Genomic DNA, 25,128 nt, shown 5'->3' with positions numbered 1-25,128 from the left:
GACGGAGGGGCCGAAGCGGGGGTCCACCAGCCAGCGCACGCCGCCCGTCGCCGCGCCGAGGACGAGGGCCAGGTGCACGGCGAAGTGCAGCGCGGTGAAACGGAGGAGGAAGAGCCGCCCCTTGCGGCGGGCCACGAAGCGGCTCAGGCCCGGGTCCGCCAGCGCGAAGGCCAGGGCGCAGGCCAGGGGCGCGGTGAGCAGCCAGGGGGTGAGCAGCGCGAGCGGGAGGGTGAGCGGGACCAGGCCGGCCGCCAGGACGCCGCCGGTGCGGTTGGCGCGCAGTCCGCCGCCGCGCCGGCGCTCGACGGCGGCGACGGGGACCAGCAGCCGGGAGCGGCGGTACTGCTCGGCGAGCATCGGCAGCAGCCGGTCCACATCGTCGTGGCGGCCGGTCACCCGCTCGCTGAGGCGGATGCGGTGGGTGGCTGCGAGGCGGTCGCTGTACTCGACGTCCTCGGAGTCGCGGAGGTTCTCGTCGAAGGGCCCGGTCGCCTCGAAGACGCGGCGCTCGATCGCGGCGAGCGCGAAGAAGGCGGTGCCGACGACTCCGGCGCTGCGGCGACGCCAGAAGTGGGCGTGCAGGCAGTGGTAGGCCTCCACCGGGCCGTCGTCGAAGAGCGGTTCGGGGTCCAGGACGCCGTGGACGCACCCGGTCTCCGGGTCGTCCATGAGCAGGTCGACGGCGTTCTCGATCGCGTCGGGGGCCAGCGCGATGTCGGAGTCGAGGAAGAACAGCACCTGCCCGGCGCACGCGGCGACGCCGAGGTTGCGGGCGGCGGAGACCCCTCCGTTGTCCGGGCGGGCCACGAGTACGCAGGGGAACTCGCGGGCGATGTCACACGAGCGGTCGGTACTGGCGTCGTCCACGACGACCACGTCCAGCGGGCGCAGGGTCTGGGCGTAGACGGATTCCAGACAGGCCCGCAGGGTCTTCTCGTAGTTGTGGTTGGGAATGATCACTGACACGGTGGGGCGCTCCCGGGGCATGGCGGGTCCGGTCCTTTCGGTTCGGGAAGTCGGTGCTGGTCCGGGCGGCCCGGGACACCCCGGGGCGTCTCGTCGATCAGGTCGGTCAGACCGCGGGCCGGGGCCTGACCGACGAGACACCCCCCAGGGCCACGGGCCGCCAGGCGAGCGAGGCGGGCCGGGCGGCGCTCAGGGTGGCCAGGAGATAGTCCAGCGCGGCCAGTTCGGCGTGCACGGGATCGGGGCTCTCCATGTAGAGCGCGGCGCGGACCGAGCCGTCCGGGCTCTCGGCGACGTACACGTGGACCGGGCCCGGGAGGCGCGGGCCGGCGCTCCGGGGACCCGCGCGGACGTGACGGGAGCGCAGCGACCGGGCCAGGTCCCGGGCCGTCCACCGGTCGGGACGCGGGGGTTCGGTGCGTACGAGGAGCGCGGTCACCAGGAACACGGGGGCGTCCCGCCGGCCCGGGTCACCCCCAGGAGAAGCCGCCCGGGCCCGAGGCGGCGAACGCGGTCGCCGCCGCCGTGACAACGGTGACGGCCGGCGAGTGGCGAAGGGCGGAAAGACGGAACGCCCGCATGAGGAACTCCTCGGGAAGTAGCGATGTGTGGATGCCGTGTGACGGCCTGATCCTGTCGCCATCGCCGCCCCGGGGGCCACGGTCCCCGGGTGGCCGGGAGTTGCGGGGCAGCAGGGTGCCAGCCGCCCGGGCGGCCGTACGGGGCCCGCTGCCTGGGACGATGTGGAGGTGGCAGGTAACTGCCTGACACCTTCCGGCCATGCGCGCGCCGTCCGGTGCCCGTCCCGCTCCCTGTCGGCCTCGGCTTTTCCGGCCACGCACGGCCTCGCGGAGCCCTTCCATACCGTGGACCTGGTCTATACCTTCACGACACGTCGCCCTACACTCGCGCCCGGTGCTGAAGTGGCGACCCGTACTGGCGTACGGGGACGGCGTGACATCTGCGGGGGAGCCAGAGATGTTAGAGGTACTGGGGCTGGACGCACGGACGGAGCTGGTGTATCGGCTCGTCCTGGAGGAGCCGGAACTGCGGCTGGACGAGATCGTGGCGCGGCTCGGGCGGAGCGAGGAGGACGTGCGCCGGGCCCTGGACCAGCTGGCCGAGCTCTGTCTGCTGGACGACGGCCCTCGCGGTACGGAGCAGGGCCCGGCGGTCTTCCGTGCGCTGGACCCGGCCGCCAGCCTGCCGTTCCTGCTCTCCCGCCGGGAAGCCGAACTAGCCCGGCAGCAAAGAGGACTTGAGGTCGCAAGAGACGCGATGTCGGCCCTCACCACGGAGCAGGGCCGACGGGCGGGCGGGGGCTTCGACGTCATCAAGCGGCTGGAGGGACTCGACGCGGTGCGCGAGCGGCTGACCGAACTGGCCGAACTGGCCCGGACGGAGTGCCTCTCGCTGCTGCCCGGCGGCGCGCAGTCCCCGGACACACTGGAGGCCAGCGGACCGCTGGACCGGCGGGCGCTGGAGCGCGGCGTGCGGCTCCGCAGCATCTACCAGGACAGCTTCCGCAACGATCCGCCGACCCTGCGCTACGTGAACCGGCTGAGCCTGCTCGGCGCGGAGAGCCGTACGCTGCCCACACTGCCGCTGGTCATGGTCGTGGTCGACGGGGAGGTCGCCCTGGTGCCGCTGGACCCCGACGACGGCCGGGCGGGCGCGCTGGAGTTGCGCAGCAAGGGGGCCGTCGCGGTGGCGCGGCTGCTGTTCGAGCAGCTGTGGACCGCCGCCACCCCGCTCGGCTCGGCCCTCCGGCGCGACGGCAACGGGCTGACCCCGCAGGAGGACGAGTTGCTGTCCCTGCTGGCGAAGGGGCACACGGACGCGACCGCCGCCCGCCGGCTGGGAGTGTCCCTGCGCACCGTGCGCCGGATGAACGCCGAACTGACGGCCCGGACGCAGGCCCGGAGCCGGTTCCAGGCGGGCGCCGAGGCAGCGCGCCGGGGCTGGATCTGACCGGACACCGGCCCGGTCGGAACCGGATGAACCGCATCGACGCCGCATCCGTGTCCCGTTGATGAACCGCATCGGGGCCGCATCCGTGTCCCGTTGATGAACATCACCGTTGCCGGACCGCAATGCGGACAGGGGATGACGCTGAGCGGACGCGTCCTTTAGATTTCCTGCCCATTGCACCGGTGATCAGCGAGGGGACGGAGTCACCAACATGCCCGAAGACACAGGGGCGAAACCACCCACGGTCACACCTGGGAGAGTGGTCATCGGGATCTGTCTGGTCGCGCCGTTCGTCGCGATGCTCTGGGTGAGTTCGTACGCCCGGATCGAGCCGAAGTTCATCGGCATCCCGTTCTTCTACTGGTACCAGATGCTCTGGGTGGTCATCTCCACCGCGCTGACGATGATCGCGTACAAGCTGTGGCAGCGTGACCAGCGCGCCCGCAAGGGGGGTGTGTCCGCATGAACGACGGCGTGAACGGCGTCGCACTCGCCGTCTTCATCTTCTTCTTCGTGGCCGTCACGGTCATGGGCTTCATGGCCGCGCGCTGGCGCCGGGCCGACAACGAGGCGACCCTGGACGAATGGGGCCTGGGCGGCCGGTCGTTCGGCACCTGGGTGACCTGGTTCCTGCTCGGGGGCGACCTCTACACCGCGTACACCTTCGTCGCCGTCCCGGCGGCGATCTACGCGGCGGGCGCGGCCGGCTTCTTCGCCGTGCCGTACACGATCCTGGTCTACCCGCTGATCTTCACCTTCCTGCCGCGGCTGTGGTCGGTGTCGCACAAGCATGGTTACGTCACCACCTCGGACTTCGTCCGCGGCCGGTTCGGCTCGAAGGGGCTGTCGCTGGCGGTCGCCGTCACGGGCATCCTCGCCACCATGCCGTACATCGCGCTGCAGCTCGTCGGCATCCAGGCGGTGCTGGACGTGATGGGCGTCGGCGGCGGCGAGACCACGCACTGGTTCATCAGGGACCTGCCGATCCTCATCGCCTTCGCGGTGCTGGCCGCCTACACCTACTCCTCGGGGCTGCGGGCGCCGGCACTGATCGCGTTCGTCAAGGACGGGCTGATCTACCTCGTCATCGCCGTCGCCATCATCTACATCCCGATCAAGCTCGGCGGCTTCGACGAGATCTTCACCAAGGCGAGCGAGGCGTTCGCCCAGGAGAACCCGGCCACCGGAAAGCCGCGCGGTTCACTGGTCCCGGGCGAGATGGGGCAGTGGGGTTACGCCACTCTGGCGCTGGGCTCGGCGCTGGCGCTGTTCATGTATCCGCACTCCATCACGGCGACGCTGTCCAGCAAGAGCCGTGAGGTGATCCGGCGCAACACCACGATCCTGCCGCTGTATTCGGTGATGCTGGGGCTTCTGGCGCTGCTCGGCTTCATGGCGATCGCCGCCGGGATCAAGGTGGACAACGGCCAGCTGGCCATTCCCCAGCTGTTCGAGAACATGTTCCCCGCCTGGTTCGCCGGGGTGGCGTTCGCCGCCATCGGCATCGGCGCGCTGGTGCCCGCCGCGATCATGTCGATCGCCGCGGCGAACCTCTTCACCCGGAACATCTACAAGGACTTCATCAGACCGGACGCCACACCCGCCCAGGAGACGAAGGTCTCCAAGCTGGTGTCGCTGCTGGTGAAGGTCGGTGCGCTGGCGTTCGTCCTGACGATGGACAAGACGGTCGCGATCAACTTCCAGCTCCTCGGCGGCATCTGGATCCTCCAGACGATGCCCGCCCTGGTCGGCGGTCTGTTCACCCGGTGGTTCCACCGCTGGGCGCTCATCGCGGGCTGGGCGGTCGGCATGCTGTACGGGACGATCGCCGCGTACGGCGTGGCGAGCCCGACACAGAAGCACTTCGGCGGGTCCTCCAAGGAGATCCCGGGCATCGGGGAGATCGGCTACATCGGGCTGACGGCGTTCGTGCTGAACCTGGTGGTCGTCATCGTCCTCACGTTCGTCCTGAGCGCGCTGAAGGCCCCGGTGGGGATCGACGAGACCTCGCCCTCCGACTACACGGCGGACGCCGGTGACCCGGGCGTGAAGGAGAAGCTCCCGCCGGCCACGGCGGGCGCGCCGGGCGGCCACTGACCGCCGGACGCCCACAACAGGTCCTGGGACCCCGGGCCGTCACCCCTCCCACGTCGGAGCGGGCGGCGGCCCGGGTGCCTTCCGTCACCGGCCCCTTCTTCGCGGTGCGCGGAGCCCTCACCGTACGAAAGGATGTGCCCATGACATCGCACTCCTGGCGGCCCCGGCTCCGGCCCGCACTCCTGACCATGACGCTGGCGTTGGCCCTGGCGACGGCGACCGCCTGCGGCACCGTACCCGCGCCCGACTCGGAGGCGGCGGGGCGAAACGGCTCGGACGCGTCGGCGCCCGACCGGGCGGAGCTGGAGGCGCGGGCGCGGGCCGTACAGACCGTCGTGGAGCATGTGTGGGTGACCGAAGCCCCGAGGTACGCCCTGGCCCGCCAGTCGGTCGGGGTGGTCGGTGACGACGGGTTCGGCAGCGTCTACATCACGCCCGAGGGCGGGCAGCTCCAGCTGCGGGTGGAGCGCCGGGCGCACGCCGGAGCCGACTGTACGAAGGCCCCCGCGCCCGCCGGTATCGAGGGGCCTCTGGTGACGTGCGAGCGGGACGGCCAACAGTGGTACCGGGCAACGGAGTCGGGCCACGCCTACGCCCGGGAGAAGGGCGGGCTCGTGGTCACCGTGAGCGGGGCGCGCGAAGAGGTGGACCGGGCGACGCTGCGGTCGGCGGCGCGGGCCGCCCACCGCGCCGACGACCACGAGCTGGACCAGGTGCTGCCACCGGCCGGCGAGGCCCCCGGGCAGCAGCCGGCCGAGGAGGCCCCCGGGCAGCAGCCGGTCGAACGTGGCGACCTGCCGCCGGTGGGCGACGGCGCCCCCAACAACGACGTGGGGGCGAGTGGCTGATGGATCTGACGATCAGGGTGGCGGAGCCCGGCGAGTACGCCGTCCTCGGCGAGATCGTCGCCGAGGCATATCTCGGCGACGATCTGCTGGACGGCCCGCGGGACCCGTATCTGCTCAAGTTGCGGGCGGTGGAGCAACGGGCGGCCGAGGCCGAGGTCCTCGTCGCGCTCGACGCGGACGGGGCGGTGCTCGGCGGTGTGACGTATGCCGCGCCCGGCGCCCCGTGGTGCGACATCGCCGGTCCGGACGAGGCCGAGTTCCGGATGCTGGCCGTGGCCCGGACGGGGCGTGGCCGAGGCGTGGGGGAGGCTCTCGTGCGGGCGTGCGTCGAGCGCGCGCGGTCCGCCGACGGGGTCCGGGGGCTGGTGCTGTCGACGCAGCCGGCCATGCTCGGAGCCCATAGGATCTACCGTCGGCTCGGCTTTCTGCGGACCCCCGAACGGGACTGGGAACCGGTGCCGGGCCTAAGGCTCATGACCTTCCGGCTGGATCTGCGGGCGACCTCCTGAGGGGCACGCCGAATCGCCGCGACACAACATGTGGGGGCCGCATCATCCAGCGGCCCCCACATGTATGCTCGACCTCGCTGTCGCCGCAGGGGAATCCGGTGCGAATCCGGAACTGTCCCGCAACGGTGTGATCAGTGTGCTTTGCACACCTGAAGTCCGAAGACCTGTCGACAGCGCGTCCGGCTCGACCGAACCGGACGCCAGACGTCCGGGCCTCGCGGAAAGGCCGGTGGACGCCGTCAGCTGTGCTGCCCTGCCCCGGGGTTTCGCGCTGCCCGGCTTCCCCGCCTTCCGCCGGCCCCTGCCGAGCGAGGGAAAGCCCAGTGACCATCGCGCCCGCCGATCCGGTTTCAGCCACCGAATCCACAGTGCCCCCGGCGTCGACCACGGCCGGGAAGGCCCCGAACGACGGCCCCGGGACCGCCTTGCTGCGGACCCTGACCGACCTCACCGTCGATCTTCCCGACACCGACCCCGGCCGGGTCGCCGCCGCCGCGCTGCGCGGGCGCAACGCCCGTTCCGACGAGGCCGAGCTGCGCTCGCTGGCCACCGAGGGCGCCGCGGGGCTGATCTCCGAGGACCCGGCGTACTCCCGGCTCGCCGCCCGGCTGCTGACCCGCACCATCGCGGACGAGGCCGCGGGGCAGGGCGCGACGTCCTTCTCCGCCTCGGTCGCCGTGGGGCACCGCGAGGGTCTGATCGCCGACCGCACCGCCGCGTTCGTGGAGCTCCACGCGGCCGCGCTCGACCGGCTCGTCGGGCAGGCCATGGCGGACGGCGCCGACGACCGCTTCGGCTACTTCGGTCTGCGGACGCTGCACAGCCGTTACCTCCTGCGCCACCCGCTCACCCGCCAGGTCATCGAGACCCCGCAGCACTTCATGCTGCGCGTGGCCGCCGGTCTCGCCGAGGACGACTCGGTGCGGGCGCTGGACGAGGTCGCCGCGCTGTACGGGCTGATGAGCCGGCTGGACTACCTCCCCTCCTCCCCCACCCTCTTCAACTCCGGCACCCGGCACCCGCAGATGTCCTCCTGCTATCTGCTGGACTCGCCGAAGGACGAGCTGGACTCGATCTACGACCGCTACCACCAGGTGGCACGGCTCTCCAAGCACGCGGGCGGCATCGGTCTGTCGTACTCCCGCATCCGCGCCCGGGGTTCGCTGATCCGGGGCACCAACGGGCACTCCAACGGCATCGTGCCGTTCCTCAAGACGCTGGACGCCTCCGTCGCGGCGGTGAACCAGGGTGGCCGGCGCAAGGGCGCGGCGGCGGTCTACCTGGAGACCTGGCACGCGGACATCGAGGAATTCCTGGAGCTCCGCGACAACACCGGTGAGGACCAGCGGCGTACGCACAACCTGAACCTGGCGCACTGGATCCCGGACGAGTTCATGCGCCGGGTCGACGCGGACACCGACTGGTCGCTGTTCTCCCCGGCCGATGTGCCCGAGCTGGTCGACCTGTGGGGCGACGCGTTCGACGCGGCCTACCGGGCGGCCGAGGCCAAGGGGCTGGCCCGCAGGACGATTCCCGCGCGTGAGCTGTACGGCCGGATGATGCGGACGCTCGCGCAGACCGGCCAGGGCTGGATGACGTTCAAGGACGCCTCCAACCGGACCGCGAACCAGACCGCCGTGCCGGGCCGGGTCGTCCACTCCTCGAACCTGTGCACCGAGATCCTCGAAGTCACCGACGACGGTGAGACGGCCGTCTGCAACCTGGGTTCGGTCAACCTGGGCGCGTTCGTGGCGGACGGCTCGATCGACTGGGAGCGGCTGGACGCCACCGTGCGGACCGCGGTGACCTTCCTGGACCGGGTCGTCGACATCAACTTCTACCCGACCGAGCAGGCCGGACGCTCCAACTCCCGCTGGCGGCCGGTCGGCCTGGGCGCGATGGGCCTCCAGGACGTCTTCTTCCAGCTGCGTCTGCCCTTCGACTCGCCCGAGGCCCGCGCGCTCTCCACGAAGATCTCCGAGCGGATCATGCTCGCCGCGTACGAGGCGTCCTGCGACCTCGCCGAACGCTCCGGTCCGCTGCCCGCCTGGTCCGAGACCCGGGCCGCGCGCGGAGTGCTGCACCCCGACCACTACGACACCGAGCTGAACTGGCCGGAGCGCTGGGACGCCCTGCGCGCCCGGGTCGCGAAGACCGGCATGCGCAACTCGCTGCTGCTGGCCATCGCGCCGACCGCCACGATCGCCTCGATCGCCGGGGTGTACGAGTGCATCGAGCCGCAGGTCTCCAACCTGTTCAAGCGCGAGACGCTCAGCGGTGAGTTCCTCCAGGTCAACGCCTATCTGGTGGACGAGCTGAAGAAGCTCGGCGTGTGGGACGCGCGCACCCGTGAGGCGCTGCGCGAGGCGAGCGGCTCGGTGCAGGGCTTCGCCTGGATCCCCGACGACGTACGGGCGCTGTACCGCACCGCGTGGGAGATCCCGCAGCGCGGTCTGATCGACATGGCGGCGGCCCGTACGCCGTTCCTCGACCAGAGCCAGTCGCTCAACCTGTTCCTGGAAACGCCGACGATCGGCAAGCTCTCCTCGATGTACGCGTACGCCTGGAAGCAGGGGCTGAAGACGACGTACTACCTGCGTTCGCGCCCGGCGACCCGGATCGCCCGTGCCGCGTCCGGTCAGACGGCGGCCGCCGCCCCCATTCCCGTACAGCAGGCCTCGGCTCCCGACGCGGACGCCATCGCCTGCTCCCTCGAAAACCCCGAGTCCTGCGAGGCCTGCCAGTAATGAGCACCGACGACAACAAGAACCTGCTCGACCCGGGCTTCGAGCTGACCCTGCGCCCCATGCGCTACCCGGACTTCTACGAGCGCTACCGGGACGCGATCAAGAACACCTGGACCGTGGAGGAGGTCGACCTCCACTCGGACGTCTCCGACCTCGCCAAGCTGTCGCCGGGCGAGCAGCACATGATCGGCCGGCTGGTGGCGTTCTTCGCGACCGGTGACTCGATCGTCTCCAACAACCTCGTGCTGACGCTGTACAAGCACATCAACTCCCCCGAGGCGCGGCTGTACCTGTCGCGGCAGCTCTTCGAGGAGGCCGTGCACGTCCAGTTCTATCTGACGCTGCTGGACACCTATCTGCCCGACCCGGACGACCGGGCCGCCGCGTTCGACGCGGTCGAGGAGATCCCCTCGATCCGTGAGAAGGCCCAGTTCTGCTTCAAGTGGATGGACTCGGTCGAGAAGATCGACCGGCTGGAGACGAAGGCGGACCGCCGCCGTTTCCTGCTGAACCTGATCTGCTTCGCGGCGTGCATCGAGGGGCTGTTCTTCTACGGCGCGTTCGCGTACGTGTACTGGTTCCGCTCGCGGGGTCTGCTGCACGGTCTCGCCACGGGCACCAACTGGGTGTTCCGTGACGAGACGATGCACATGAACTTCGCGTTCGAGGTCGTGGACACCGTCCGCAAGGAGGAGCCGGAGCTCTTCGACGACGCGCTGGAGCAGCAGGTCACCGACATGCTGAGGGAAGCGGTCGAGGCGGAGCTGCAGTTCGGCCGTGACCTGTGCGGCGAGGGCCTGCCGGGCATGAACACCGAGTCGATGCGCCAGTACCTGGAGTGCGTCGCCGACCAGCGGCTCGCGCGCCTCGGCTTCCCGACGGTGTACGGCTCGGAGAACCCGTTCTCCTTCATGGAGCTCCAGGGTGTCCAGGAGCTGACGAACTTCTTCGAGCGCCGCCCGTCCGCCTATCAGGTGGCGGTGGAGGGCTCGGTCGGGTTCGACGACGACTTCTAGCCCCCGGGGGGGGTCTCTCAGATCCTCGCCCAACTCCTGAGGTAGGGGCGCCGCGCGGCCGGGACCGGTCGCGCGGCGCTTTCCGTTTCCGGGGGTCCGGCCGCCCACCGCCCCCGTTCCGCCTCCCGCAGCTGGCGGTCGATACGGCGTTCACGGGCGAGGCCGAGGGCCACGGGCGCGAGGACGAGGGCGAAAAGTGCCAATACGACCAGGTAGTTCAGGAATGTGTTCATGCCTCTACTCTGGACCGCCCGGACGAAAATCATCAGTGGCAGGACTGCCATGCGGCATCAAATAACTGCCACACTGGGCCCATGCTCACCAATGTCGCCGCCCTCCTCCTCGACGAGGTCCACCCCTTCGAACTCGGCGTCCTGTGCGAGGTGTTCGGCCTGGATCGCAGCGACGAGGGCCTGCCGGTGCACGATTTCGCGGTGGTCTCCGCCGAGGGCCCCGTCCTGAACACCCACGCGGGCTTCACCATCACCACGCCGCACGGCCTGGAGCGGCTGGAGGAGGCCGACCTCATCGCCGTGCCGGCGGGCAGCAACTTCATGGCGCGGGAGTATCCCGCGGAGGTCCTCGACGCGCTGCGCCGTGCCGTGGAGCGCGGCTCGCGGGTGCTGAGCGTCTGCTCGGGGGCGTACGCCCTCGGCGCGGCCGGACTGCTGGACGGCCGCCGCTGCACCACGCACTGGCGGCACACGGAGGAACTGGCCCGGCGCCACCCGAAGGCGATCGTCGAGCCGGACGTGCTGTACGTGGACGAGGGCCCGGTGATCAGTTCCGCGGGCACCGCCGCCGGGATCGACGCCTGTCTGCACCTGATCCGGCAGGAGTACGGCCAGGAGGCGGCCAACACCCTCGCCCGGCGCATGGTGGTGCCGCCGCACCGGGACGGCGGGCAGGCGCAGTACATCAGCCGCCCGCTGCCCCGGAACGGCTGTGACACGGTCGGCTCCACCCTGGCCTGGATGGAACAGCACCTCGACCAGGAGATGAGCGTGGAGCAGCTGGCCGCGCTGGCGCACATGTCGCCGCGCACCTTCGCCCGGCGGTTCCAGCAGGAGACCGGGACCACGCCGTACCGCTGGCTGCTGCGGCAGCGGGTGCTGCTGGCCCAGCACCTGCTGGAGACCTCCGACCGGACGATCGACACGATCGCGGGGCAGACGGGCTTCGGTACGGCGGCGACGCTGCGACACCAGTTCGTGCGGTCACTGGGCACCACGCCGAACGCCTACCGCCGCACCTTCCGGGGCCCGTCGGCCACGGCCGTGCCCGACGTCGCCTGAGCGCCGCCGGGCACGGAGGTCGCGGGAGGGTCAGATACCGCAGCTGGGCGCCGACCAGAAGCGGTTGGGGCCCGCGTTGACGTGCACGTGATCGTTGTGGCCCGAGTAGCCGGGGCCGAGGATTCCCCGGAAGCCGTGGTAGCGGGCCCGCTTGGCCAGCGTGCACAGCGAGTGCGGGGAGGCGCCGAGGTCGACCGCGTCGCCGTACATATGACGGCTGTTGGAGGCTCCGCCCACGGCCGCGTTGCAGGAGACGGAACGGAAGCCGCTGGTGACGCGGATGGGCTGGTCACCCAGCGCGTGGCGCAGCGCCTCCAGCTTCCACATGCTGCTCAGCGCGTTGGCCCTGGCCGTGCCCGCCGAGACCTTCCCGCCGGCCCAGGTGCTGTTGCACTTGTTGAGCTCGGGGTACGTGAAGTGGATCGGCGTGCAGTCGTTGTCCTGGAGCGCGTAGAGCTTGGACTGGGTGGCGGGCCCGGCGATCCCGTCGGCGGCCAGGCCGTAGGCCGACTGGAACCGCTTGACGGCGGCGGTGGTCGCGGGGCCGTAGGAGCCGTCGATGGCGAGGACCGCGTTGTAGCCCGGGTAGCCGGCCACCCGGATCTGGAGCTGGGTGACGTCGTTGCCGGTGGCGCCGGCCTTCAGGGTGCGGTTCCAGGTGTAGCAGCCGTCGGCCTGCGCGGTGCCGGCGGTCAGCACCGCACCACCCAGTGCAAAGGAAATGGTCATGACAAATCCGAGCAGAACGCGTGCGGTACGTCTCAGCACGAGGGTCTCCTTCTGAACGTCACGGTCGATCTGCCCGTGAGCCTGCACCGATCAGCTACGCGCGTCAACCACCCCTGGGTAAACTGCGGTTGTCTGCCAGGGGCGGAGCGAAACCGGCAGGGCCCGGGACCGGCGAACCGGTTCCGGGCCCTGCCGGGACGTCCTCAGCCGTTCGGGACGACCTCGTAGCGCGGCGTGCCCTCGTCCATCTGCCGCAGCGCGTCCTTGCGCTCCCGCTTGGAGAGCCGGTCGATGTACAGGTAGCCGTACAGGTGATCCGTCTCGTGCTGGAGGCAGCGCGCGAAGTAGCCGCTGCCCCGCACCTTGACCGGGTTTCCCTGCGCGTCCTGCCCGCGCACCACCGCGTAGTCGGGACGGGCGAGCGAGGCGTACGCGGTCGGCACCGAGAGGCAGCCCTCGTTGGAATCGTCCAGCACCCGCGCCTCGGGGGCCAGCTCCTCCAGGACCGGGTTGCAGATGACGCCGGTGTGACGCTTGCCGTCGTCGTCGGGGCAGTCGTAGACGAAGACCTTCAGATCCACGCCGATCTGGTTGGCGGCCAGGCCGACGCCCTCGGCCGTCTTCTGGCTCGCGAACATGTCGTCGATCAGCCGCGCCAACTCGTCGTCGAACGCGGTGACGTCCTTGCACTCCTTGTGCAGCACCGGGTTGCCCACGACCGTGATCGGACGGGAGGTACCGCGCTCGCGATAGGCCGCCTCGCGCTCCTCGCAGTCCTCCGTGTCGACGAGGAACCCCTCGTCGTCCACGCCGATCCGCCCGTCCGTCTCCTGCTGCGACATGTCCGCCGTACGCCTTCCTGCAAAACCTGAACTCGGTGACCCCGCCGCATCCGGTCGAAACCCGGGAACCGCGGGTGGGACAGCACCGCGATCGGTGCGCGTACAGCCTACGGGCACAGGTCAGCAGACTTCTTCGAGATCCCGCCACTCACGGCTGTCCGGGCTGTCGGCGACCCAGCCGTCCAGCAGCCCGCGCACCAGGCCGGCGGGGGCCGCGAGACCGCACTCGCGCTCCGGGACCCACAGGTCACCGGCGCCCGCGGTGCGGTGACCCAGCGGTCCCGGGTGGCCCGGCTCACTGTGGTCGTGCGGGTCCAGGTGCTCCCCGTCGCCCTCGTCGCTCTCCATCCGGCTCTCCGAACACGCCCGGCACAGCAGCCGTACGGAGGAGGACCAGTCCTCGGCGGCGAACCCGGCGTCCGATGCCAGCCTCTCCAGCGCGTCCCGGTCGTCCTCGGTGGCCGCCTCCAGCAGAACCACCCAGGTCGGCACCGGGGAAGGCGCCCACAGCTCGATCTCGTCGAACACCGGATACGAGGGCCCGGCCGCGGTGACCCGCTCGCCGTTGGGCACCCCGTCGTGCAGGACGACCTCGCCCCAGCGCCGCCCGGAGGACGGCAGCGGGATCGAGAGCACCTCGATCCGGGCCGGGTCGAGCCGGCGGCCCCAGACCACCTCGGCCTCGCCCTCCGGCGAGAGCCGCACGGCGGCGCTGCCCAGCTCCATGCCGGTCGGCTCGGTGGTGGCCGCGCTGTGCTGGCCGCCGCCGGGGACCTTCAGCCCGTACGCCTGCCAGGCCCGCCGCGCCAGCGGCCAGTCCTGGAGCGCGGTGGCCGCGATCCCCACGTTCCACCAGTCCGGGGCGCCGGACTCCCGGTCGAGCAGCGCGACGGCCCGCAGGCCCGCCGCCCTCGCCTGCTCCCAGTCGTGCCGGAACTTGTGCAGCAGCGCCAGATTGAACCAGGACTCCGAGAGCCAGGGCTCCAGATCCGCCGCGCGCGTCAGCAGCGCCCCCGCGTCCTCGTACCGGCCGTCGCCGATCAGCGTGAACGCGCGGTCCGTGGCCTGCCGCCAAGAGGCGGACGGCCGATGCCGTACCTTCCCGAAGATCCTCACGATTCCCGCCTGTCCCGACTGGACACCCTCGTCATCCGCTCTGCTTTCGCATCCAACCATGCCCGGCCGGACGCCCGCTCATTACCCATGGGTTACCCAGCTCCGGCCGGGGTCAGACCGCCCTCGCGAGGACACGTCCCAGCGCCTCCACCACCTGCGGCTGGTGGTCGCGCCCCGTGCCGAGCCTGAGCTGCTCCAGCGCGCCGAGCGGCCCGCCCACGCCTTCCCCACGCAGATCGGCGTATGCGTTGACCGTCCTGACGATCCTGGCGGCGGGCAGTTGCTCCCGGTACGGATCGGCCTGCTGCTCCACCACCGCCGCGACCGCCGGATCGACCCCGGTCCGGCGGACCACTCCCTAGCAGGGCGATCCGGCGCTGCTCGGCGGCGGGCAGCCGGGCGGTCGCACCGCCGGCGACCGGGTCGAGGAGGGAGAGCCGGCCGATGTCGTGCATCAGGGCGGCGTGCTCCAGGACGGTCAGCGCGGCCCGGGGCGTCGGGGTCGTACGCGGGGAGCGTGCACCAGACCGCGCCGAGGGACGGCGGCCAGGATGCAGGCACGTGCCGCCACCGGTGGGCCCCTCACGCCCGCACCCGCCCGCACCCGCCCGCAGCATGGTCGATGGACGTGCCACGCCAGCGAGTCGAGCGGCTCACGGAGCCGCAACGGATCCGATTAGCACATTCGGGTGACTATTCGGCGGCGGTCGCCGACCGGTCCGGGTCCTGCACCGTCACGTCGTGATCGGGCACGGCCTCCCCGGCCCGGATCAGGTCGATCCGGCCCATCACCTTGGAACGCAGGTCGGTCGGGACGTCGTCCTGTCCGCAGCAACGCTTGACCAGCTTCTTCACGGCCTGTTCGAGGCCGTATTTCTCCAGGCACGGGGAGCACTCCTCGAAGTGCACCTCGAACTTGGTGCAGTCGCCCTCGGGCATCTCCCGGTCGAGAAACTCGTAGAGATGGTCGAGGACCTCCGAGCAATCCGTCTCGTGCGGCTCTCCGCAGCTCATGAGGCCGAGCCCTTCCGAGCGTCCGAGTCACCGGCGCCGGCCGCGACGAGCCCGCGCTCACGGGCGTAGTCCTCCAGCATGCCGCGCAGCTGGCGGCGGCCGCGGTGCAGCCGGGACATCACCGTACCGATGGGAGTCCCCATGATGTCCGCGATCTCCTTGTAGGCAAAGCCCTCGACATCGGCGAGATACACGGCGATGCGGAACTCCTCGGGGATCGCCTGGAGCGCCGACTTCACGTCGGAGTCCGGGAGGTGGTCGAGCGCCTGGGACTCCGCCGAGCGCAGACCGGTCGACATGTGCGACTCGGCCCGGGCCAGCTGCCAGTCCTCGATCTCCTCGGCGGCGCTGCGCTGGGGCTCCCGCTGCTTCTTGCGGTACGAGTTGATGAAGGTGTTGGTGAGGATGCGGTACATCCACGCCTTGAGGTTGGTGCCCTCACGGAACTGGTGGAAGGAGCCGTACGCCTTGGCGTAGGTCTCCTGAACCAGGTCCTCGGCATCGGCGGGGTTGCGCGTCATACGCAGTGCGGCCGAGTACATCTGGTCGAGAAAGCCGAGGGCGTCCCGCTCGAAGCGCGCATTGCGCTCGGCAGACGTCTCCGGTGCACGGCCGTCGTCGGTCCCTGTGTCGGTCCCTGTGACCGGACCCACCTCCTCCAACGATGTGGCGGAGCCGAAACCGGACCCGCTCGCCTCGGAGAATAGTCGACCTTGCTTCGGCACGGCCTGTCGATTACCGCCGCCCAGGGGCCGCTCGGGGGTGGTCCTCGCCGCAGGCAGCACGCTCCACTCCAGGTCAGCGGCGTTCGAGCGGCTGGGGCAGATGGTCGAACCCATGCGACGGACTCCCTCTCCACGTACGACGTTGTTGTACCGACGTCCCGAACAACAGCGCCCCCGCGCGGAGCATTCCCGGGGCCTGCGCCACACGCGGGAGGCCCCGGGCCACCTACGTCGTCCGCTACGTCATCAGAGTGACGCGAGCCACCCGGCAACCGCGTCGGTGAGGAGGCCCATCGTCTGCTCCTCGGCCGTCCCGGACCTCTTCCCCACCGCGAACCCGTGGTCGCCGTGGGGCACTTCGGTCAGCTCGTACGGACCGGGCGGGAACTCCTCCGGCCGGCCGAACGGGTCGTTGCCTCCCTGTACCACCAGAGTGGGCACGCCCGCGCCGAGGAGCTCGTCGGCGCGGGACCTCTCGGGCCTGCCCGGCGGGTGCAGCGGGAAGCTGAGCGCGAGGACGGCCGCCGCGCCCAGCTCCGTGGCGGTCCGGCAGGCGACCCGGGCCCCGGCGCTGCGGCCCCCGGCGACGACGGGGAGCCCCGGAGCGGCCAGGGCGGGCCACAGGCCGCGCCAGCCGGTGTCCAGGGTCTTCGGGGCGGGGGCCACCTTCTTGCCGGCCACCCGCCAGGGCTGCTCCACCAGGGCGACGGTGACACCGTGTCCGGGCAGGACGGCGGCCAGGGCCTTCAGATCGCGGGCCTCGATGCCGCCGCCCGCCCCGTGGCTCAGGGCCAGCACGAGGCGGGGCGCGGACGCGGGGACCCAGGTGACCCTGGCCTCTCCGGCGTCGGTGGTGACGTTCTGCGTACTCCTTTGACGGCTCACCGGGCCATCCTCCCCCGCTCGCCGTTCAGAACAGCGTGGACTCCTCCGGCGCGGCCAGCTCCTCCAGCAGTTCGGGCCCGTTGTTGCGGACGTTGCTGACGGTGGTGGCGACCGGGTAGGCGCGCATCAGCCCGCCGGGCGGCGGATCGAGGAGCGCGCGCAGTTCGTCGAGGCCCGTGTGCGTGGGATCCAGCCAGGTGTCCCAGCGGTCGGGGGTGAGCATCAGCGGCATCCGGGGGTGGATGTCGGCGAGGGCGCCGGGCCCCTCGGCGGGGGCGACGGCCAGCGGGGTGGTCTCCGCCTCGGTGGTGATCACCGAGCAGGTCACCCACCAGGCGTTCCGGTGGTCGCCGGGCAACGTCGCGTCGCGCCAGAACTCGTACAGTCCGGCCATCGCGAAGACCGACCCGTCGGCCGGGGTCACGAAGTACGGCTGTTTCCGGGCCCGCTTCCTGCCCTTCTTCTCCTCCAGCTGCCGTTCCTCGGAGCCGGTGACCCACTCGTAATAGCCGTCGGCCGGCAGGATGCAGCGGCGCTGGGCGAAGGCACGGCGGAAGGAGGGCTTCTCGTGCACGGTCTCCGCCCGGGCGTTGATCATCCGGGCGGCACCCTCGGGGGTCTTCGACCAGGACGGCACGAGTCCCCACTTCAGGGCACGCAGCTGGCGAACCGGACGCTGGTCGTCGGCGTCCTTAACAGGACGCTCCAGAACCGCGTAGACCTCTTTGGTCGGCGCCACGTTCCAGTCCGGCCCCAGGGTCTCGGCGGGTTCCCGCTTCTCGACACCGAAGAGCTCGGTCAGGTCCTCGGGCGCCCGACTGGCTGCAAACCGTCCGCACATGGATGCCAGACTGCCACGACCACCCACCCCCACCGCAAGGAGTCGCCCGCCGATGAACAGCACCGAACTGGGCGATCTGTGGGATCGCGTCACCGGAACCCAGTCCGCTCCCGAGCAGTGGCTGGTGGTGGTGACGGCAGCCCTGGCGCTCGTCGCCGTCGTGCCGAACCCGATATGGCGGCTCGCGCGCAACACCATCACCATCGCGCACGAGGGCGGCCACGGACTGGTGGCCCTGCTCACCGGACGGCAGCTCTCCGGCATCCGGCTGCACTCGGACACCAGCGGGCTGACCGTGAGCCGCGGCAGGCCGACGGGGATCGGCATGATCCTCACGGCGGCGGCCGGCTACACGGCCCCCTCGCTGCTGGGCCTGGGCGGCGCCTGGCTGCTGAGAGACGGCAGGATCACCCTGCTGCTGTGGGTGGCGACGGCGCTGCTCGCGGTGATGCTGGTGATGATCCGCAATGTGTACGGGGCCCTCACCGTCATCCTGACCGGCACGGCCTTCCTGCTGGTGTCCTGGCTGGCCTCCTCGGACGTGCAGTCGGCGTTCGCGTACGCGGTGGTCTGGTTCCTGCTGCTGGGTGGGGTGCGGCCGCCGTTCGAGCTCCAGTCCAAGCGGCGCCACGGAGGCGCCCCGGACTCCGACGCGGACCAGCTGGCCCGGCTGACCCACGCCCCGGCGGTGCTGTGGCTGTTCCTCTTCCACGCGGTGTCGCTGTGCTCGCTGATCGGCGGCGGGCGGTGGCTGCTGGGGTGGTGAGGGCGCGTCTGACCCCGGCGCGCACTCCGGTCCGTACCACTCTCTCGTTACAGGCCAGTTTCCGCCCTTTTGGTCAGAATCAAGGTCGGCGTGGAACCACTAAAGTGATGGCCATGACCGAGAGTTCCGTGCACCCCGCCCTCTGGCCCGCCCCCCACGCGAGCGGAGCCGTCGACGCGACCGTCACCGTGCCCGGATCCAAATCGGTCACCAATCGTGCGCTCGTGCTGGCCTCGCTGGCCGCCGAGCCCGGCTGGCTGCGCCGCCCGCTGCGCTCCCGCGACACCCTGCTGATGGCCGACGCGCTGCGCGCGATGGGCGTCGGCATCGAGGAGACCGTCTCCTCCTCGTCCGCGACCAGCCCGTCCGCTGCGGCCTCCCCGGACAGCTCCGGCGAGGCCTGGCGGATCATCCCGGCGGGGCTCCACGGCCCGACCGCGGTCGACGTCGGCAACGCCGGCACGGTGATGCGCTTCCTGCCGCCCGTCGCCACGCTCGCCGACGGCCCGGTCCGCTTCGACGGCGACCCCCGCTCCTACGAGCGCCCGCTGACCGGCGTGATCGAGGGGCTGCGGGCGCTCGGCGCGCGGATCGACGACGACGGGCGCGGGGCGCTGCCGCTGACCGTGCACGGCGGCGGGGCGCTGGAGGGCGGCCCGGTGGCGATCGACGCCTCGTCCTCCTCCCAGTTCGTCTCGGCGCTGCTGCTGTCGGGGCCGCGCTTCAACCAGGGCGTGGAGGTCCGGCACACCGGATCCACGCTCCCCTCGATGCCGCACATCCGGATGACCGTCGACATGCTGCGGGCCGTCGGGGCCCAGGTCGACGAGCCGGAGACGGGCGGCGAGCCGAACGTGTGGCGGGTCTCCCCCTCCGCGCTGCTCGGCCGGGACCTGACGATCGAACCTGACCTGTCCAACGCCCAGCCGTTCCTGGCCGCGGCCCTGGTGACCGGCGGCCGGGTCACGATCCCCGACTGGCCCGAGCGGACCACCCAGCCGGGTGACGCGCTGCGGGAGATCTTCACCGCGATGGGCGGCAGCTGCGAGCTGACCGAGCGCGGACTGACCTTCACCGGCACGGGCCGGATCCACGGCATCGACGTGGACCTCGGCGAGGTCGGCGAGCTGACCCCGGGCATCGCGGCGGTCGCGGCGCTGGCCGACTCCCCCTCCACGCTCAGCGGCGTCGCCCATCTGCGGCTGCACGAGACGGACCGGCTGGCCGCGCTGACCAAGGAGATCAACGAGCTGGGCGGCGATGTCACCGAGACGGCCGACGGGCTGCACATCCGCCCGCGCCCGCTGCACGGCGGCGTCTTCCACACGTACGACGACCACCGCATGGCCACCGCCGGGGCGATCATCGGTCTGGCGGTGAAGGGCGTGGAGATCGAGAACGTGGGCACGACCGCCAAGACCCTGCCGGACTTCCCGGACATGTGGACCGGAATGCTCGGGGTCTAGAGGATGCGCCGCTACGGGAAGAACCCCGACGAGGACGACATCCGCGTCCGCCCCAACCGCAAGGGCAACCGGCCGCGTACGCACACCCGGCCCAAGCACGAGGACGCCGAGGACGGCATGGTCCTCACCGTCGACCGGGGCCGGCTCACCTGCCTCGTCGAGGGCCGGACCGTGGTGGCGATGAAGGCCCGTGAGCTGGGGCGCAAGGCCGCCGTGGTGGGCGACACCGTCTCCATCGTCGGCGATCTCTCCGGCGAGAAGGACACCCTGGCCCGGATCGTGCGCATCTCCCCGCGCCGTACGGTGCTGCGCCGCACGGCGGACGACGACGATCCGTACGAGCGCGTGGTCGTCGCCAACGCGGACCAGCTGGCGATCGTCACCGCGCTGGCCGACCCCGAACCCCGGCCGCGCATGATCGACCGCTGTCTGGTGGCAGCGTACGACGGCGGGCTCACCCCACTCCTGGTACTGACCAAGTCCGACCTGGCGTCGCCGGACAAGCTGCTGGAGGCGTACACCCCACTCGGCGTCCCGTACATCGTGACCAGCCGTGAGGAGCTGGAGAACGGGGACGCGGCGGACCAGGTGCGCACCTTCCTGAACGACCGGGTCACCGCCTTCGTCGGACACTCCGGCGTCGGCAAGACCACACTGGTCAACGCCCTGGTGCCGAAGGACAGACGGCGGACCACGGGCATCGTCAACGCGGTCACCGGCCGGGGTCGGCACACCACCACCTCGGCCCTCGCGCTGCCGTTGCCTGGCGACCGGGGCTGGGTGGTCGACACCCCGGGCGTGCGGTCCTTCGGGCTGCACCACGTCGACCCGTCACGGGTCATCAACGCCTTCCCCGACCTGCAGCCGGGCACCGAGAACTGCCCGCGCGGCTGCACCCACGACGAGAACCAGCCCGAGTGCGCGCTGGACGCCTGGGTGGGCGAGGGGCACGCCGACCCGGCGCGGCTGGACTCCCTGCGCAGGCTGCTCGCGACCCGGGAACGGCGCGAGGGCGACTGACGGCGAATCCGGCTTGAATCGGCCGCGGCGGCGCGGGCATGTTTGCGAGCTTCAACGACTGGTAAAGGCATAATCGCACCGAGCGGGACGATGCCGTCACCTACGCGGGAGGCAACTGACGATGCCCTGGCTGCTGGTCGTGGTCGCAGGACTGCTGGAGACCGGCTTCGCCGTGTGTCTGAAGCTCTCCCACGGATTCACCCGGCTCTGGCCGACGATCGCGTTCGCCGCGTTCGCGCTCGGCAGTTTCGGTCTGCTGACCCTGGCGCTGAAGAAGCTGGACGTCGGCCCCGCATACGCGGTGTGGACCGGGATCGGGGCGGCCGGGACGGCGATCTACGGCATGGTCTTCCTCGGTGACGTGGTCTCCACGCTGAAGCTGGTGTCGATCTCACTGGTGATCATCGGCGTGATCGGCCTCCAGCTGTCCGGCTCCGCCCACTGAGACCGGTCGCCGGCCCTTCGCCCGCCGTCCCTTCGCCCGCCGTCCGGGACGCCTCCCGGACGAGGCGGAGCGCCAGGCTGTCCGCGGCGTCGTCGCCCGGCACCGGGACGATCACACAGGACAGTGCGAGCCGTAACACGATCTCGCAGCGCGCGGCGGCGGCCCCCGGTGACGCGGCCGCCGTCCGGTCGCGTACCAGAGCGAGCAGTTCCTCGGGGGTCGGCGGCGGGCTCCCGCCCGTACGTCCCCGGGAACCCTGCCCGCGGTCCGGGCGGGGCAGCCCCTCGGCCCAGCGCCCCGTGAGCAGGGCTGTGACGAGTGCGTCCCGGCGGGCGGCCCGTACGGTCCAGAGCGCGACGGCCGCCGGACGGTCGGGCGCGGGGGCGGTCAGGGCGCGGTCCACCCCGGCGAGATAGCCGTCGGCGGCCCGGCGCAGCAGAGCCCCGGCCAGCCCGCCCTTGGTGCCGAACTCGTTGTGGAGGGTCTGCCGCGAGACGCCTGCCAGTGCAGCGACGTCGACCATGCGCACGGCGTTCCAGGGCCGTGCGTCCAGCGCCCGGAGGGCGGCGTCCAGCAGTGCCTGCCGCGCTGTCGGCATCATCGCCTCCCCCCGCCCCGGGACCCTGTGGTTCAGAGTTGACGTGCTCCCGGGGACTGTCAAGGGACCCGGGCGGCGGCGGGGGCGCTGTAGCCCGCGCCCGGCGGCGCTGGATACTGTGACGGCATGCCCGACTACCACGATGATCTGCGCCTCGCCCACGTGCTGGCGGACGCCGCCGACGCGGCGACGATGGACCGGTTCAAGGCTCTCGACCTGAAGGTGGAGACCAAGCCGGACATGACGCCGGTGAGCGAGGCCGACAAGGCCGCCGAGGAGCTGATCCGGGGCCACCTGCATCGAGCCCGCCCGAGGGACGCGATCCTGGGCGAGGAGTACGGGGTCGAGGGCACCGGTCCGCGGCGCTGGGTGATCGACCCGATCGACGGCACCAAGAACTACGTGCGCGGCGTGCCGGTGTGGGCAACGCTGATCTCGCTCATGGAGGCGGGCGAGGAGGGCTTCCAGCCGGTGGTGGGCGTGGTCTCCGCGCCCGCGCTGAACCGGCGCTGGTGGGCTGCGAAGGGCGCGGGCGCGTTCACCGGCCGCAGCCTCACCTCCGCGACCCGGATGCACGTGTCGAAGGTGGAGCGGATCGCCGACGCCTCGTTCGCGTTCTCCTCGCTGTCCGGCTGGGAGGAGCAGGGCCGCCTCGGTGGTCTGCTGGACCTCACCCGGGCCTGCTGGCGGACGCGGGGATACGGCGACTTCTGGCCGTACATGATGGTCGCGGAGGGTTCCGTGGACATCTGCGCGGAGCCGGAGCTGTCGCTGTGGGACATGGCGGCGACCGCGATCGTCGTCCAGGAGGCGGGCGGCCGGTTCACCTCGCTGGACGGGGTGGACGGTCCGGGCGGCGGAAACGCGGCGGCCTCGAACGGGCTGCTCCACGACGAGCTGCTGGGCTACCTCAACCAGCGCTACTGACCGACCCGGCTTCCCGACCCGGCTTCCCGGGCCTGCTTCGGAACCGTACGGTCCACGAGCCGGCCGAGGGGCGTGTTGTGTGCTGGTCGCACGCCCCTCGGCGCGCCTCGCCCACCCCTTGTCGACCCGCCCCAAGGGTGCAACTCTGAGAGTCCCCCCACTTGTGAACTTGTGAATCGACTCACAGAGTCGGCTCACCGAGGAGGTGCTCGTTTCATGCTCGTCCGTGACGCCATGAGCACGGTGGTCCTCACCATCGGCCCCGCCCATACGCTCCGCCAGGCGGCCCGGCTGATGTCGGCCCGTCGTATCGGAGCAGCTGTCGTCCACGACCCGGACACCTGCGGGTTCGGCATCATCACCGAGCGCGACATCCTCGACGCGGTCGGATCGGGGATGGACCCCGACCTGGAGACCGCGTCCGCCCACACCACCACCGACGTGGTGTTCGCCGCCCCGGCCTGGACCCTGGAAAAGGCCGCGGAAGCCATGACGCACGGCGGGTTCCGGCATCTGATCGTGCTGGACGGCGACGGTCCGGTGGGCATCGTGTCGGTGCGCGACATCATCCGCTGCTGGGCGCCCGTGCGCCGTACGGTCGCGGCCACCGGCTGACGCCGGCCGGGCACCGGAACGGCCGGTGGGCCGGACCCCCGTGAAGGGGTCCGGCCCACCGGTCGACGACAGGCGTCCGGTCAGCCGCGGAGGGCCTGGACCGCGGCCTCCAGCCGCTTGCCGAAGTCGCCGTCCGCCTGGCGGAAGTTGTTGATCGCGCGCTCGGCGATGTCGTCGCGCGAGACCTTGGCGATGAACCCGGCGAGGTTCTCGATCAGCCGGACCTTCTCGTCCTCGGAGAAGAGCCGGTAGAGGTCGCCCGCCTGCACGAAGTCGTTGTCCTCGGCGTGACCGGGGGCCTCGGTGCTGCCGGTGGCGCCGGTGACCGGGAGCGGCTGCCACAGCGGCCGGTCGGTCTGGAACGGGCCGCCGAAGCTGTTCGGTTCGTAGTTCTTGGCGCCCTTGTGACGGCCGTCGTAGAGGAAGCCGTCCCGGCTGTTGGTCCGCGCCTCGGTGGCGTGCGGGCGGTTCACCGGCAGGTGGTCGGCGTTGATGCCGACGCGGTAGCGGTGGGCGTCGCCGTACGCGAAGAGGCGGCCCTGGAGCATCTTGTCCGGGGACGGGCCGATGCCCGGCACGAAGTGCGCGGGGCTGAAGATCGACTGCTCGACCTCGGCGAAGATGTTCTCCGGGTTGCGGTTGAGCTCCAGCTTGCCGATCTCGATCGGCGGGTAGTCCGCGTGCGGCCACACCTTGGTGAGGTCGAAGGGGTTGAAGCGGTACGTGGCCGCGTCCGCCGCGGGCATGATCTGGACCTGCACCGTCCAGGACGGGAAGTCACCGCGCTCGATCGCCTCACGCAGATCGCGCTGGTGGCTGTCGGGGTCCTCACCGGCGAGCCTGTCGGCCTCGTCCTGGGTGAGGTTCTCGATGCCCTGGTCGGTCTTGAAGTGGTACTTGACCCAGAAGACCTCGCCGGCCTCGTTGTTCCACTGGTAGGTGTGCGAGCCGTACCCGTTCATGTGACGCAGCGTGGCCGGGATGCCGCGGTCACCGAAGAGCCAGGTCACCTGGTGCGTCGACTCGGGTGACAGACCCCAGAAGTCCCAGACGTTGTCCGCCTCCTGCGAGCCCGTGTACGGGTCGCGCTTCTGGGTGTGGATGAAGTCGGGGAACTTGATGGCGTCCTTGATGAAGAACACCGGGGTGTTGTTGCCGACGAGGTCGTAGTTGCCCTCTTCGGTGTAGAACTTCAGCGCGAAGCCGCGGGGGTCGCGCACGGCGTCGGCGGAGCCGAGGTTGCCCGCGACGGTGGAGAAGCGCAGGAAGGTCTCGGTCTGCTTGCCGACCTCGGAGAGGAACTTCGCCCTGGTCCACTGCGAGACGTCGCGGGTCAGCGTGAACGTGCCGTACGCACCGGCGCCGCGGGCGTGCACGATGCGCTCCGGGATGCGCTCACGGTTGAAGTGGGCGAGCTTCTCCAGCAGCGCCTGGTCCTGGACGAGAACGGGACCGCCGGCGCCCGCGGTCTCACTGTTCTGGTTGTCGGCGACCGGCGCGCCGGCCTCCGTGGTGAGCGGTCCCTGCGTCACGTGCGCCTCCTGCGTCATGTCCTGCACTTCTGTGATCGGCCGGCCTCGTTCGCCGGGCCGATGTTCCGCACAGCCTGTCCCTTGGCGTATGCCGGTCCCGATCCTACAATGGACAATGTCTAAGTCAAGTGAGCATCCAAAGTCACACTCGATCGGGA

Annotated in this window: 26 protein-coding genes, 1 pseudogene and 1 riboswitch; of the genes and pseudogenes, 14 read left to right on the top strand and 13 right to left on the bottom strand. The window is 71.1% G+C overall.

The window, feature by feature from the left end:
- Positions 1-960: glycosyltransferase family A protein (locus B9S58_RS22485; protein ID WP_103533893.1), on the bottom strand; the 960-nt coding region annotated here is incomplete at its 3' end.
- Positions 961-1,072: 112 nt separating this feature from the next.
- Positions 1,073-1,414 carry a hypothetical protein gene (locus B9S58_RS22480; protein WP_258044890.1) on the bottom strand — a complete coding sequence of 114 codons (342 nt, stop codon included), beginning with the start codon at positions 1,412-1,414 and terminating at the stop codon, positions 1,073-1,075.
- Positions 1,415-1,944: 530 nt separating this feature from the next.
- Between B9S58_RS22480 and B9S58_RS22475 the strand changes: the two genes are divergently transcribed.
- The 7 genes from B9S58_RS22475 to B9S58_RS22445 all read left to right on the top strand — a co-directional run bounded on the left by B9S58_RS22475 (position 1,945) and on the right by B9S58_RS22445 (position 10,154).
- Positions 1,945-2,937: a LuxR C-terminal-related transcriptional regulator gene (locus tag B9S58_RS22475; RefSeq protein ID WP_103533887.1), complete on the top strand. Its 993-nt coding sequence runs from the start codon at positions 1,945-1,947 to the stop codon at positions 2,935-2,937.
- A gap of 211 nt (positions 2,938-3,148) precedes the next feature.
- Positions 3,149-3,403, top strand: coding sequence for a DUF3311 domain-containing protein (locus tag B9S58_RS22470; RefSeq protein WP_103533886.1), 255 nt, complete (start codon positions 3,149-3,151; stop codon positions 3,401-3,403).
- A complete protein-coding gene (mctP, locus tag B9S58_RS22465) occupies positions 3,400-5,034 on the top strand; it encodes a monocarboxylate uptake permease MctP (RefSeq protein WP_103533885.1) in 1,635 nt (544 codons plus the stop codon). The genes B9S58_RS22470 and mctP overlap by 4 nt, the downstream gene beginning before the upstream one ends.
- 140 nt (positions 5,035-5,174) lie before the next feature.
- Positions 5,175-5,882 carry a hypothetical protein gene (locus B9S58_RS22460; protein WP_103533884.1) on the top strand — a complete coding sequence of 236 codons (708 nt, stop codon included), beginning with the start codon at positions 5,175-5,177 and terminating at the stop codon, positions 5,880-5,882.
- Positions 5,882-6,391 carry a GNAT family N-acetyltransferase gene (locus B9S58_RS22455; RefSeq protein ID WP_103533883.1) on the top strand — a complete coding sequence of 170 codons (510 nt, stop codon included), beginning with the start codon at positions 5,882-5,884 and terminating at the stop codon, positions 6,389-6,391. Before B9S58_RS22460 ends, B9S58_RS22455 begins: the two co-directional genes overlap by 1 nt.
- Before the next feature lie 52 nt (positions 6,392-6,443).
- Positions 6,444-6,578, top strand: a riboswitch (cobalamin riboswitch).
- A gap of 136 nt (positions 6,579-6,714) precedes the next feature.
- Positions 6,715-9,138, top strand: a complete 2,424-nt coding sequence (locus B9S58_RS22450) for a ribonucleoside-diphosphate reductase subunit alpha (RefSeq protein ID WP_103533882.1) — start codon at positions 6,715-6,717, stop codon at positions 9,136-9,138.
- Entirely contained in the window at positions 9,138-10,154 is a 1,017-nt protein-coding gene (locus B9S58_RS22445; RefSeq protein ID WP_103533881.1) for a ribonucleotide-diphosphate reductase subunit beta, read from the top strand. The genes B9S58_RS22450 and B9S58_RS22445 overlap by 1 nt, the downstream gene beginning before the upstream one ends.
- A gap of 17 nt (positions 10,155-10,171) precedes the next feature.
- Here the strand turns inward: B9S58_RS22445 and B9S58_RS22440 are convergent, their stop codons facing one another.
- Positions 10,172-10,387, bottom strand: coding sequence for a hypothetical protein (locus B9S58_RS22440; protein ID WP_103533892.1), 216 nt, complete (start codon positions 10,385-10,387; stop codon positions 10,172-10,174).
- 81 nt (positions 10,388-10,468) lie between these two features.
- On the opposite strand from B9S58_RS22440, the gene B9S58_RS22435 reads away from it, so the two are divergent.
- Positions 10,469-11,449: a GlxA family transcriptional regulator gene (locus B9S58_RS22435; protein ID WP_103533880.1), complete on the top strand. Its 981-nt coding sequence runs from the start codon at positions 10,469-10,471 to the stop codon at positions 11,447-11,449.
- A 30-nt stretch (positions 11,450-11,479) separates the two neighbouring features.
- Here B9S58_RS22435 and B9S58_RS22430 read toward each other — a convergent pair whose 3' ends face one another.
- The 8 genes and pseudogenes from B9S58_RS22430 to B9S58_RS22395 all read right to left on the bottom strand — a co-directional run bounded on the left by B9S58_RS22430 (position 11,480) and on the right by B9S58_RS22395 (position 17,601).
- Positions 11,480-12,217 (bottom strand): D-Ala-D-Ala carboxypeptidase family metallohydrolase, encoded by a 738-nt coding sequence (locus B9S58_RS22430; RefSeq protein ID WP_103533891.1) that lies wholly within the window; start codon positions 12,215-12,217, stop codon positions 11,480-11,482.
- A 164-nt stretch (positions 12,218-12,381) separates the two neighbouring features.
- Entirely contained in the window at positions 12,382-13,020 is a 639-nt protein-coding gene (gene def / locus B9S58_RS22425; RefSeq protein ID WP_103533879.1) for a peptide deformylase, read from the bottom strand.
- A 120-nt stretch (positions 13,021-13,140) separates the two neighbouring features.
- Positions 13,141-14,136: a hypothetical protein gene (locus tag B9S58_RS22420; RefSeq protein ID WP_103533878.1), complete on the bottom strand. Its 996-nt coding sequence runs from the start codon at positions 14,134-14,136 to the stop codon at positions 13,141-13,143.
- A gap of 92 nt (positions 14,137-14,228) precedes the next feature.
- Positions 14,229-14,618: pseudogene (locus B9S58_RS22415) on the bottom strand (hypothetical protein); the annotation flags it as partial.
- Between the two features lie 211 nt (positions 14,619-14,829).
- Positions 14,830-15,150, bottom strand: a complete 321-nt coding sequence (rsrA, locus tag B9S58_RS22410) for a mycothiol system anti-sigma-R factor (RefSeq protein ID WP_103533877.1) — start codon at positions 15,148-15,150, stop codon at positions 14,830-14,832.
- A complete protein-coding gene (locus B9S58_RS22405) occupies positions 15,147-15,803 on the bottom strand; it encodes a sigma-70 family RNA polymerase sigma factor (RefSeq protein WP_219818905.1) in 657 nt (218 codons plus the stop codon). Before B9S58_RS22405 ends, rsrA begins: the two co-directional genes overlap by 4 nt.
- A 318-nt stretch (positions 15,804-16,121) precedes the next feature.
- On the bottom strand, positions 16,122-16,760 hold the full coding sequence (locus B9S58_RS22400; RefSeq protein WP_103533875.1) for an alpha/beta family hydrolase: 639 nt from the start codon (positions 16,758-16,760) through the stop codon (positions 16,122-16,124).
- 25 nt (positions 16,761-16,785) lie between these two features.
- A complete protein-coding gene (locus B9S58_RS22395; RefSeq protein ID WP_103533874.1) occupies positions 16,786-17,601 on the bottom strand; it encodes an SOS response-associated peptidase in 816 nt (271 codons plus the stop codon).
- A 52-nt stretch (positions 17,602-17,653) separates the two neighbouring features.
- Here B9S58_RS22395 and B9S58_RS22390 point away from each other — a divergent pair, with 52 nt between their 5' ends.
- The 4 genes from B9S58_RS22390 to B9S58_RS22375 all read left to right on the top strand — a co-directional run bounded on the left by B9S58_RS22390 (position 17,654) and on the right by B9S58_RS22375 (position 21,298).
- Positions 17,654-18,367, top strand: a complete 714-nt coding sequence (locus B9S58_RS22390; RefSeq protein WP_103533873.1) for a M50 family metallopeptidase — start codon at positions 17,654-17,656, stop codon at positions 18,365-18,367.
- Between the two features lie 113 nt (positions 18,368-18,480).
- Positions 18,481-19,833, top strand: a complete 1,353-nt coding sequence (aroA, locus tag B9S58_RS22385; protein WP_103533890.1) for a 3-phosphoshikimate 1-carboxyvinyltransferase — start codon at positions 18,481-18,483, stop codon at positions 19,831-19,833.
- A 3-nt stretch (positions 19,834-19,836) separates the two neighbouring features.
- Positions 19,837-20,853 (top strand): ribosome small subunit-dependent GTPase A, encoded by a 1,017-nt coding sequence (gene rsgA / locus B9S58_RS22380; protein ID WP_103533872.1) that lies wholly within the window; start codon positions 19,837-19,839, stop codon positions 20,851-20,853.
- Positions 20,854-20,974: 121 nt separating this feature from the next.
- Positions 20,975-21,298: a multidrug efflux SMR transporter gene (locus B9S58_RS22375; RefSeq protein WP_097866095.1), complete on the top strand. Its 324-nt coding sequence runs from the start codon at positions 20,975-20,977 to the stop codon at positions 21,296-21,298.
- Here the strand turns inward: B9S58_RS22375 and B9S58_RS22370 are convergent.
- Complete coding sequence (locus B9S58_RS22370) at positions 21,255-21,896, bottom strand: TetR/AcrR family transcriptional regulator (RefSeq protein ID WP_103533889.1); 642 nt, start codon at positions 21,894-21,896, stop codon at positions 21,255-21,257. The two genes, B9S58_RS22375 and B9S58_RS22370, sit on opposite strands and share 44 nt — an antisense overlap.
- Positions 21,897-22,022: 126 nt before the next feature.
- Between B9S58_RS22370 and hisN the strand changes: the two genes are divergently transcribed.
- Together hisN and B9S58_RS22360 are read left to right on the top strand one after the other, a co-directional pair.
- A complete protein-coding gene (hisN, locus tag B9S58_RS22365; protein WP_103533871.1) occupies positions 22,023-22,823 on the top strand; it encodes a histidinol-phosphatase in 801 nt (266 codons plus the stop codon).
- A gap of 216 nt (positions 22,824-23,039) precedes the next feature.
- The gene (locus B9S58_RS22360) at positions 23,040-23,438 is read left to right on the top strand and encodes a cyclic nucleotide-binding/CBS domain-containing protein (protein ID WP_103533870.1); all 399 of its coding nucleotides are present in this window, start codon (positions 23,040-23,042) and stop codon (positions 23,436-23,438) included.
- A gap of 80 nt (positions 23,439-23,518) precedes the next feature.
- Here the strand turns inward: B9S58_RS22360 and B9S58_RS22355 are convergent, their stop codons facing one another.
- Entirely contained in the window at positions 23,519-24,988 is a 1,470-nt protein-coding gene (locus tag B9S58_RS22355; protein ID WP_103533888.1) for a catalase, read from the bottom strand.
- Between the last annotated feature and the right edge of the window lie 140 nt (positions 24,989-25,128).

Origin of the sequence: Streptomyces sp. SM11 (assembly GCF_002910905.1) — a bacterium.
In the GTDB taxonomy this organism is placed as follows: domain Bacteria; phylum Actinomycetota; class Actinomycetes; order Streptomycetales; family Streptomycetaceae; genus Streptomyces.
The sequence above is the reverse complement of the archived record's forward strand: the minus strand, read 5'-3'. Positions and strand labels throughout refer to the sequence as shown.

What these genes read in the sequence shown, in the direction of transcription:
- B9S58_RS22390 (WP_103533873.1), top strand. Translation starts at nt 17,654, where the DNA reads ATGAACAGCACCGAACTGGGCGATCTGTGGGATCGCGTCACCGGAACC.
- aroA (WP_103533890.1), top strand. Translation starts at nt 18,481, where the DNA reads ATGACCGAGAGTTCCGTGCACCCCGCCCTCTGGCCCGCCCCCCACGCG.
- def (WP_103533879.1), bottom strand. Translation starts at nt 13,020, where the DNA reads ATGTCGCAGCAGGAGACGGACGGGCGGATCGGCGTGGACGACGAGGGG.
- mctP (WP_103533885.1), top strand. Translation starts at nt 3,400, where the DNA reads ATGAACGACGGCGTGAACGGCGTCGCACTCGCCGTCTTCATCTTCTTC.
- B9S58_RS22470 (WP_103533886.1), top strand. Translation starts at nt 3,149, where the DNA reads ATGCCCGAAGACACAGGGGCGAAACCACCCACGGTCACACCTGGGAGA.
- B9S58_RS22395 (WP_103533874.1), bottom strand. Translation starts at nt 17,601, where the DNA reads ATGTGCGGACGGTTTGCAGCCAGTCGGGCGCCCGAGGACCTGACCGAG.
- B9S58_RS22370 (WP_103533889.1), bottom strand. Translation starts at nt 21,896, where the DNA reads ATGCCGACAGCGCGGCAGGCACTGCTGGACGCCGCCCTCCGGGCGCTG.
- B9S58_RS22375 (WP_097866095.1), top strand. Translation starts at nt 20,975, where the DNA reads ATGCCCTGGCTGCTGGTCGTGGTCGCAGGACTGCTGGAGACCGGCTTC.
- B9S58_RS22360 (WP_103533870.1), top strand. Translation starts at nt 23,040, where the DNA reads ATGCTCGTCCGTGACGCCATGAGCACGGTGGTCCTCACCATCGGCCCC.
- B9S58_RS22445 (WP_103533881.1), top strand. Translation starts at nt 9,138, where the DNA reads ATGAGCACCGACGACAACAAGAACCTGCTCGACCCGGGCTTCGAGCTG.
- rsgA (WP_103533872.1), top strand. Translation starts at nt 19,837, where the DNA reads ATGCGCCGCTACGGGAAGAACCCCGACGAGGACGACATCCGCGTCCGC.
- hisN (WP_103533871.1), top strand. Translation starts at nt 22,023, where the DNA reads ATGCCCGACTACCACGATGATCTGCGCCTCGCCCACGTGCTGGCGGAC.
- B9S58_RS22435 (WP_103533880.1), top strand. Translation starts at nt 10,469, where the DNA reads ATGCTCACCAATGTCGCCGCCCTCCTCCTCGACGAGGTCCACCCCTTC.
- B9S58_RS22455 (WP_103533883.1), top strand. Translation starts at nt 5,882, where the DNA reads ATGGATCTGACGATCAGGGTGGCGGAGCCCGGCGAGTACGCCGTCCTC.
- rsrA (WP_103533877.1), bottom strand. Translation starts at nt 15,150, where the DNA reads ATGAGCTGCGGAGAGCCGCACGAGACGGATTGCTCGGAGGTCCTCGAC.
- B9S58_RS22475 (WP_103533887.1), top strand. Translation starts at nt 1,945, where the DNA reads ATGTTAGAGGTACTGGGGCTGGACGCACGGACGGAGCTGGTGTATCGG.
- B9S58_RS22460 (WP_103533884.1), top strand. Translation starts at nt 5,175, where the DNA reads ATGACATCGCACTCCTGGCGGCCCCGGCTCCGGCCCGCACTCCTGACC.
- B9S58_RS22440 (WP_103533892.1), bottom strand. Translation starts at nt 10,387, where the DNA reads ATGAACACATTCCTGAACTACCTGGTCGTATTGGCACTTTTCGCCCTC.
- B9S58_RS22355 (WP_103533888.1), bottom strand. Translation starts at nt 24,988, where the DNA reads ATGACGCAGGAGGCGCACGTGACGCAGGGACCGCTCACCACGGAGGCC.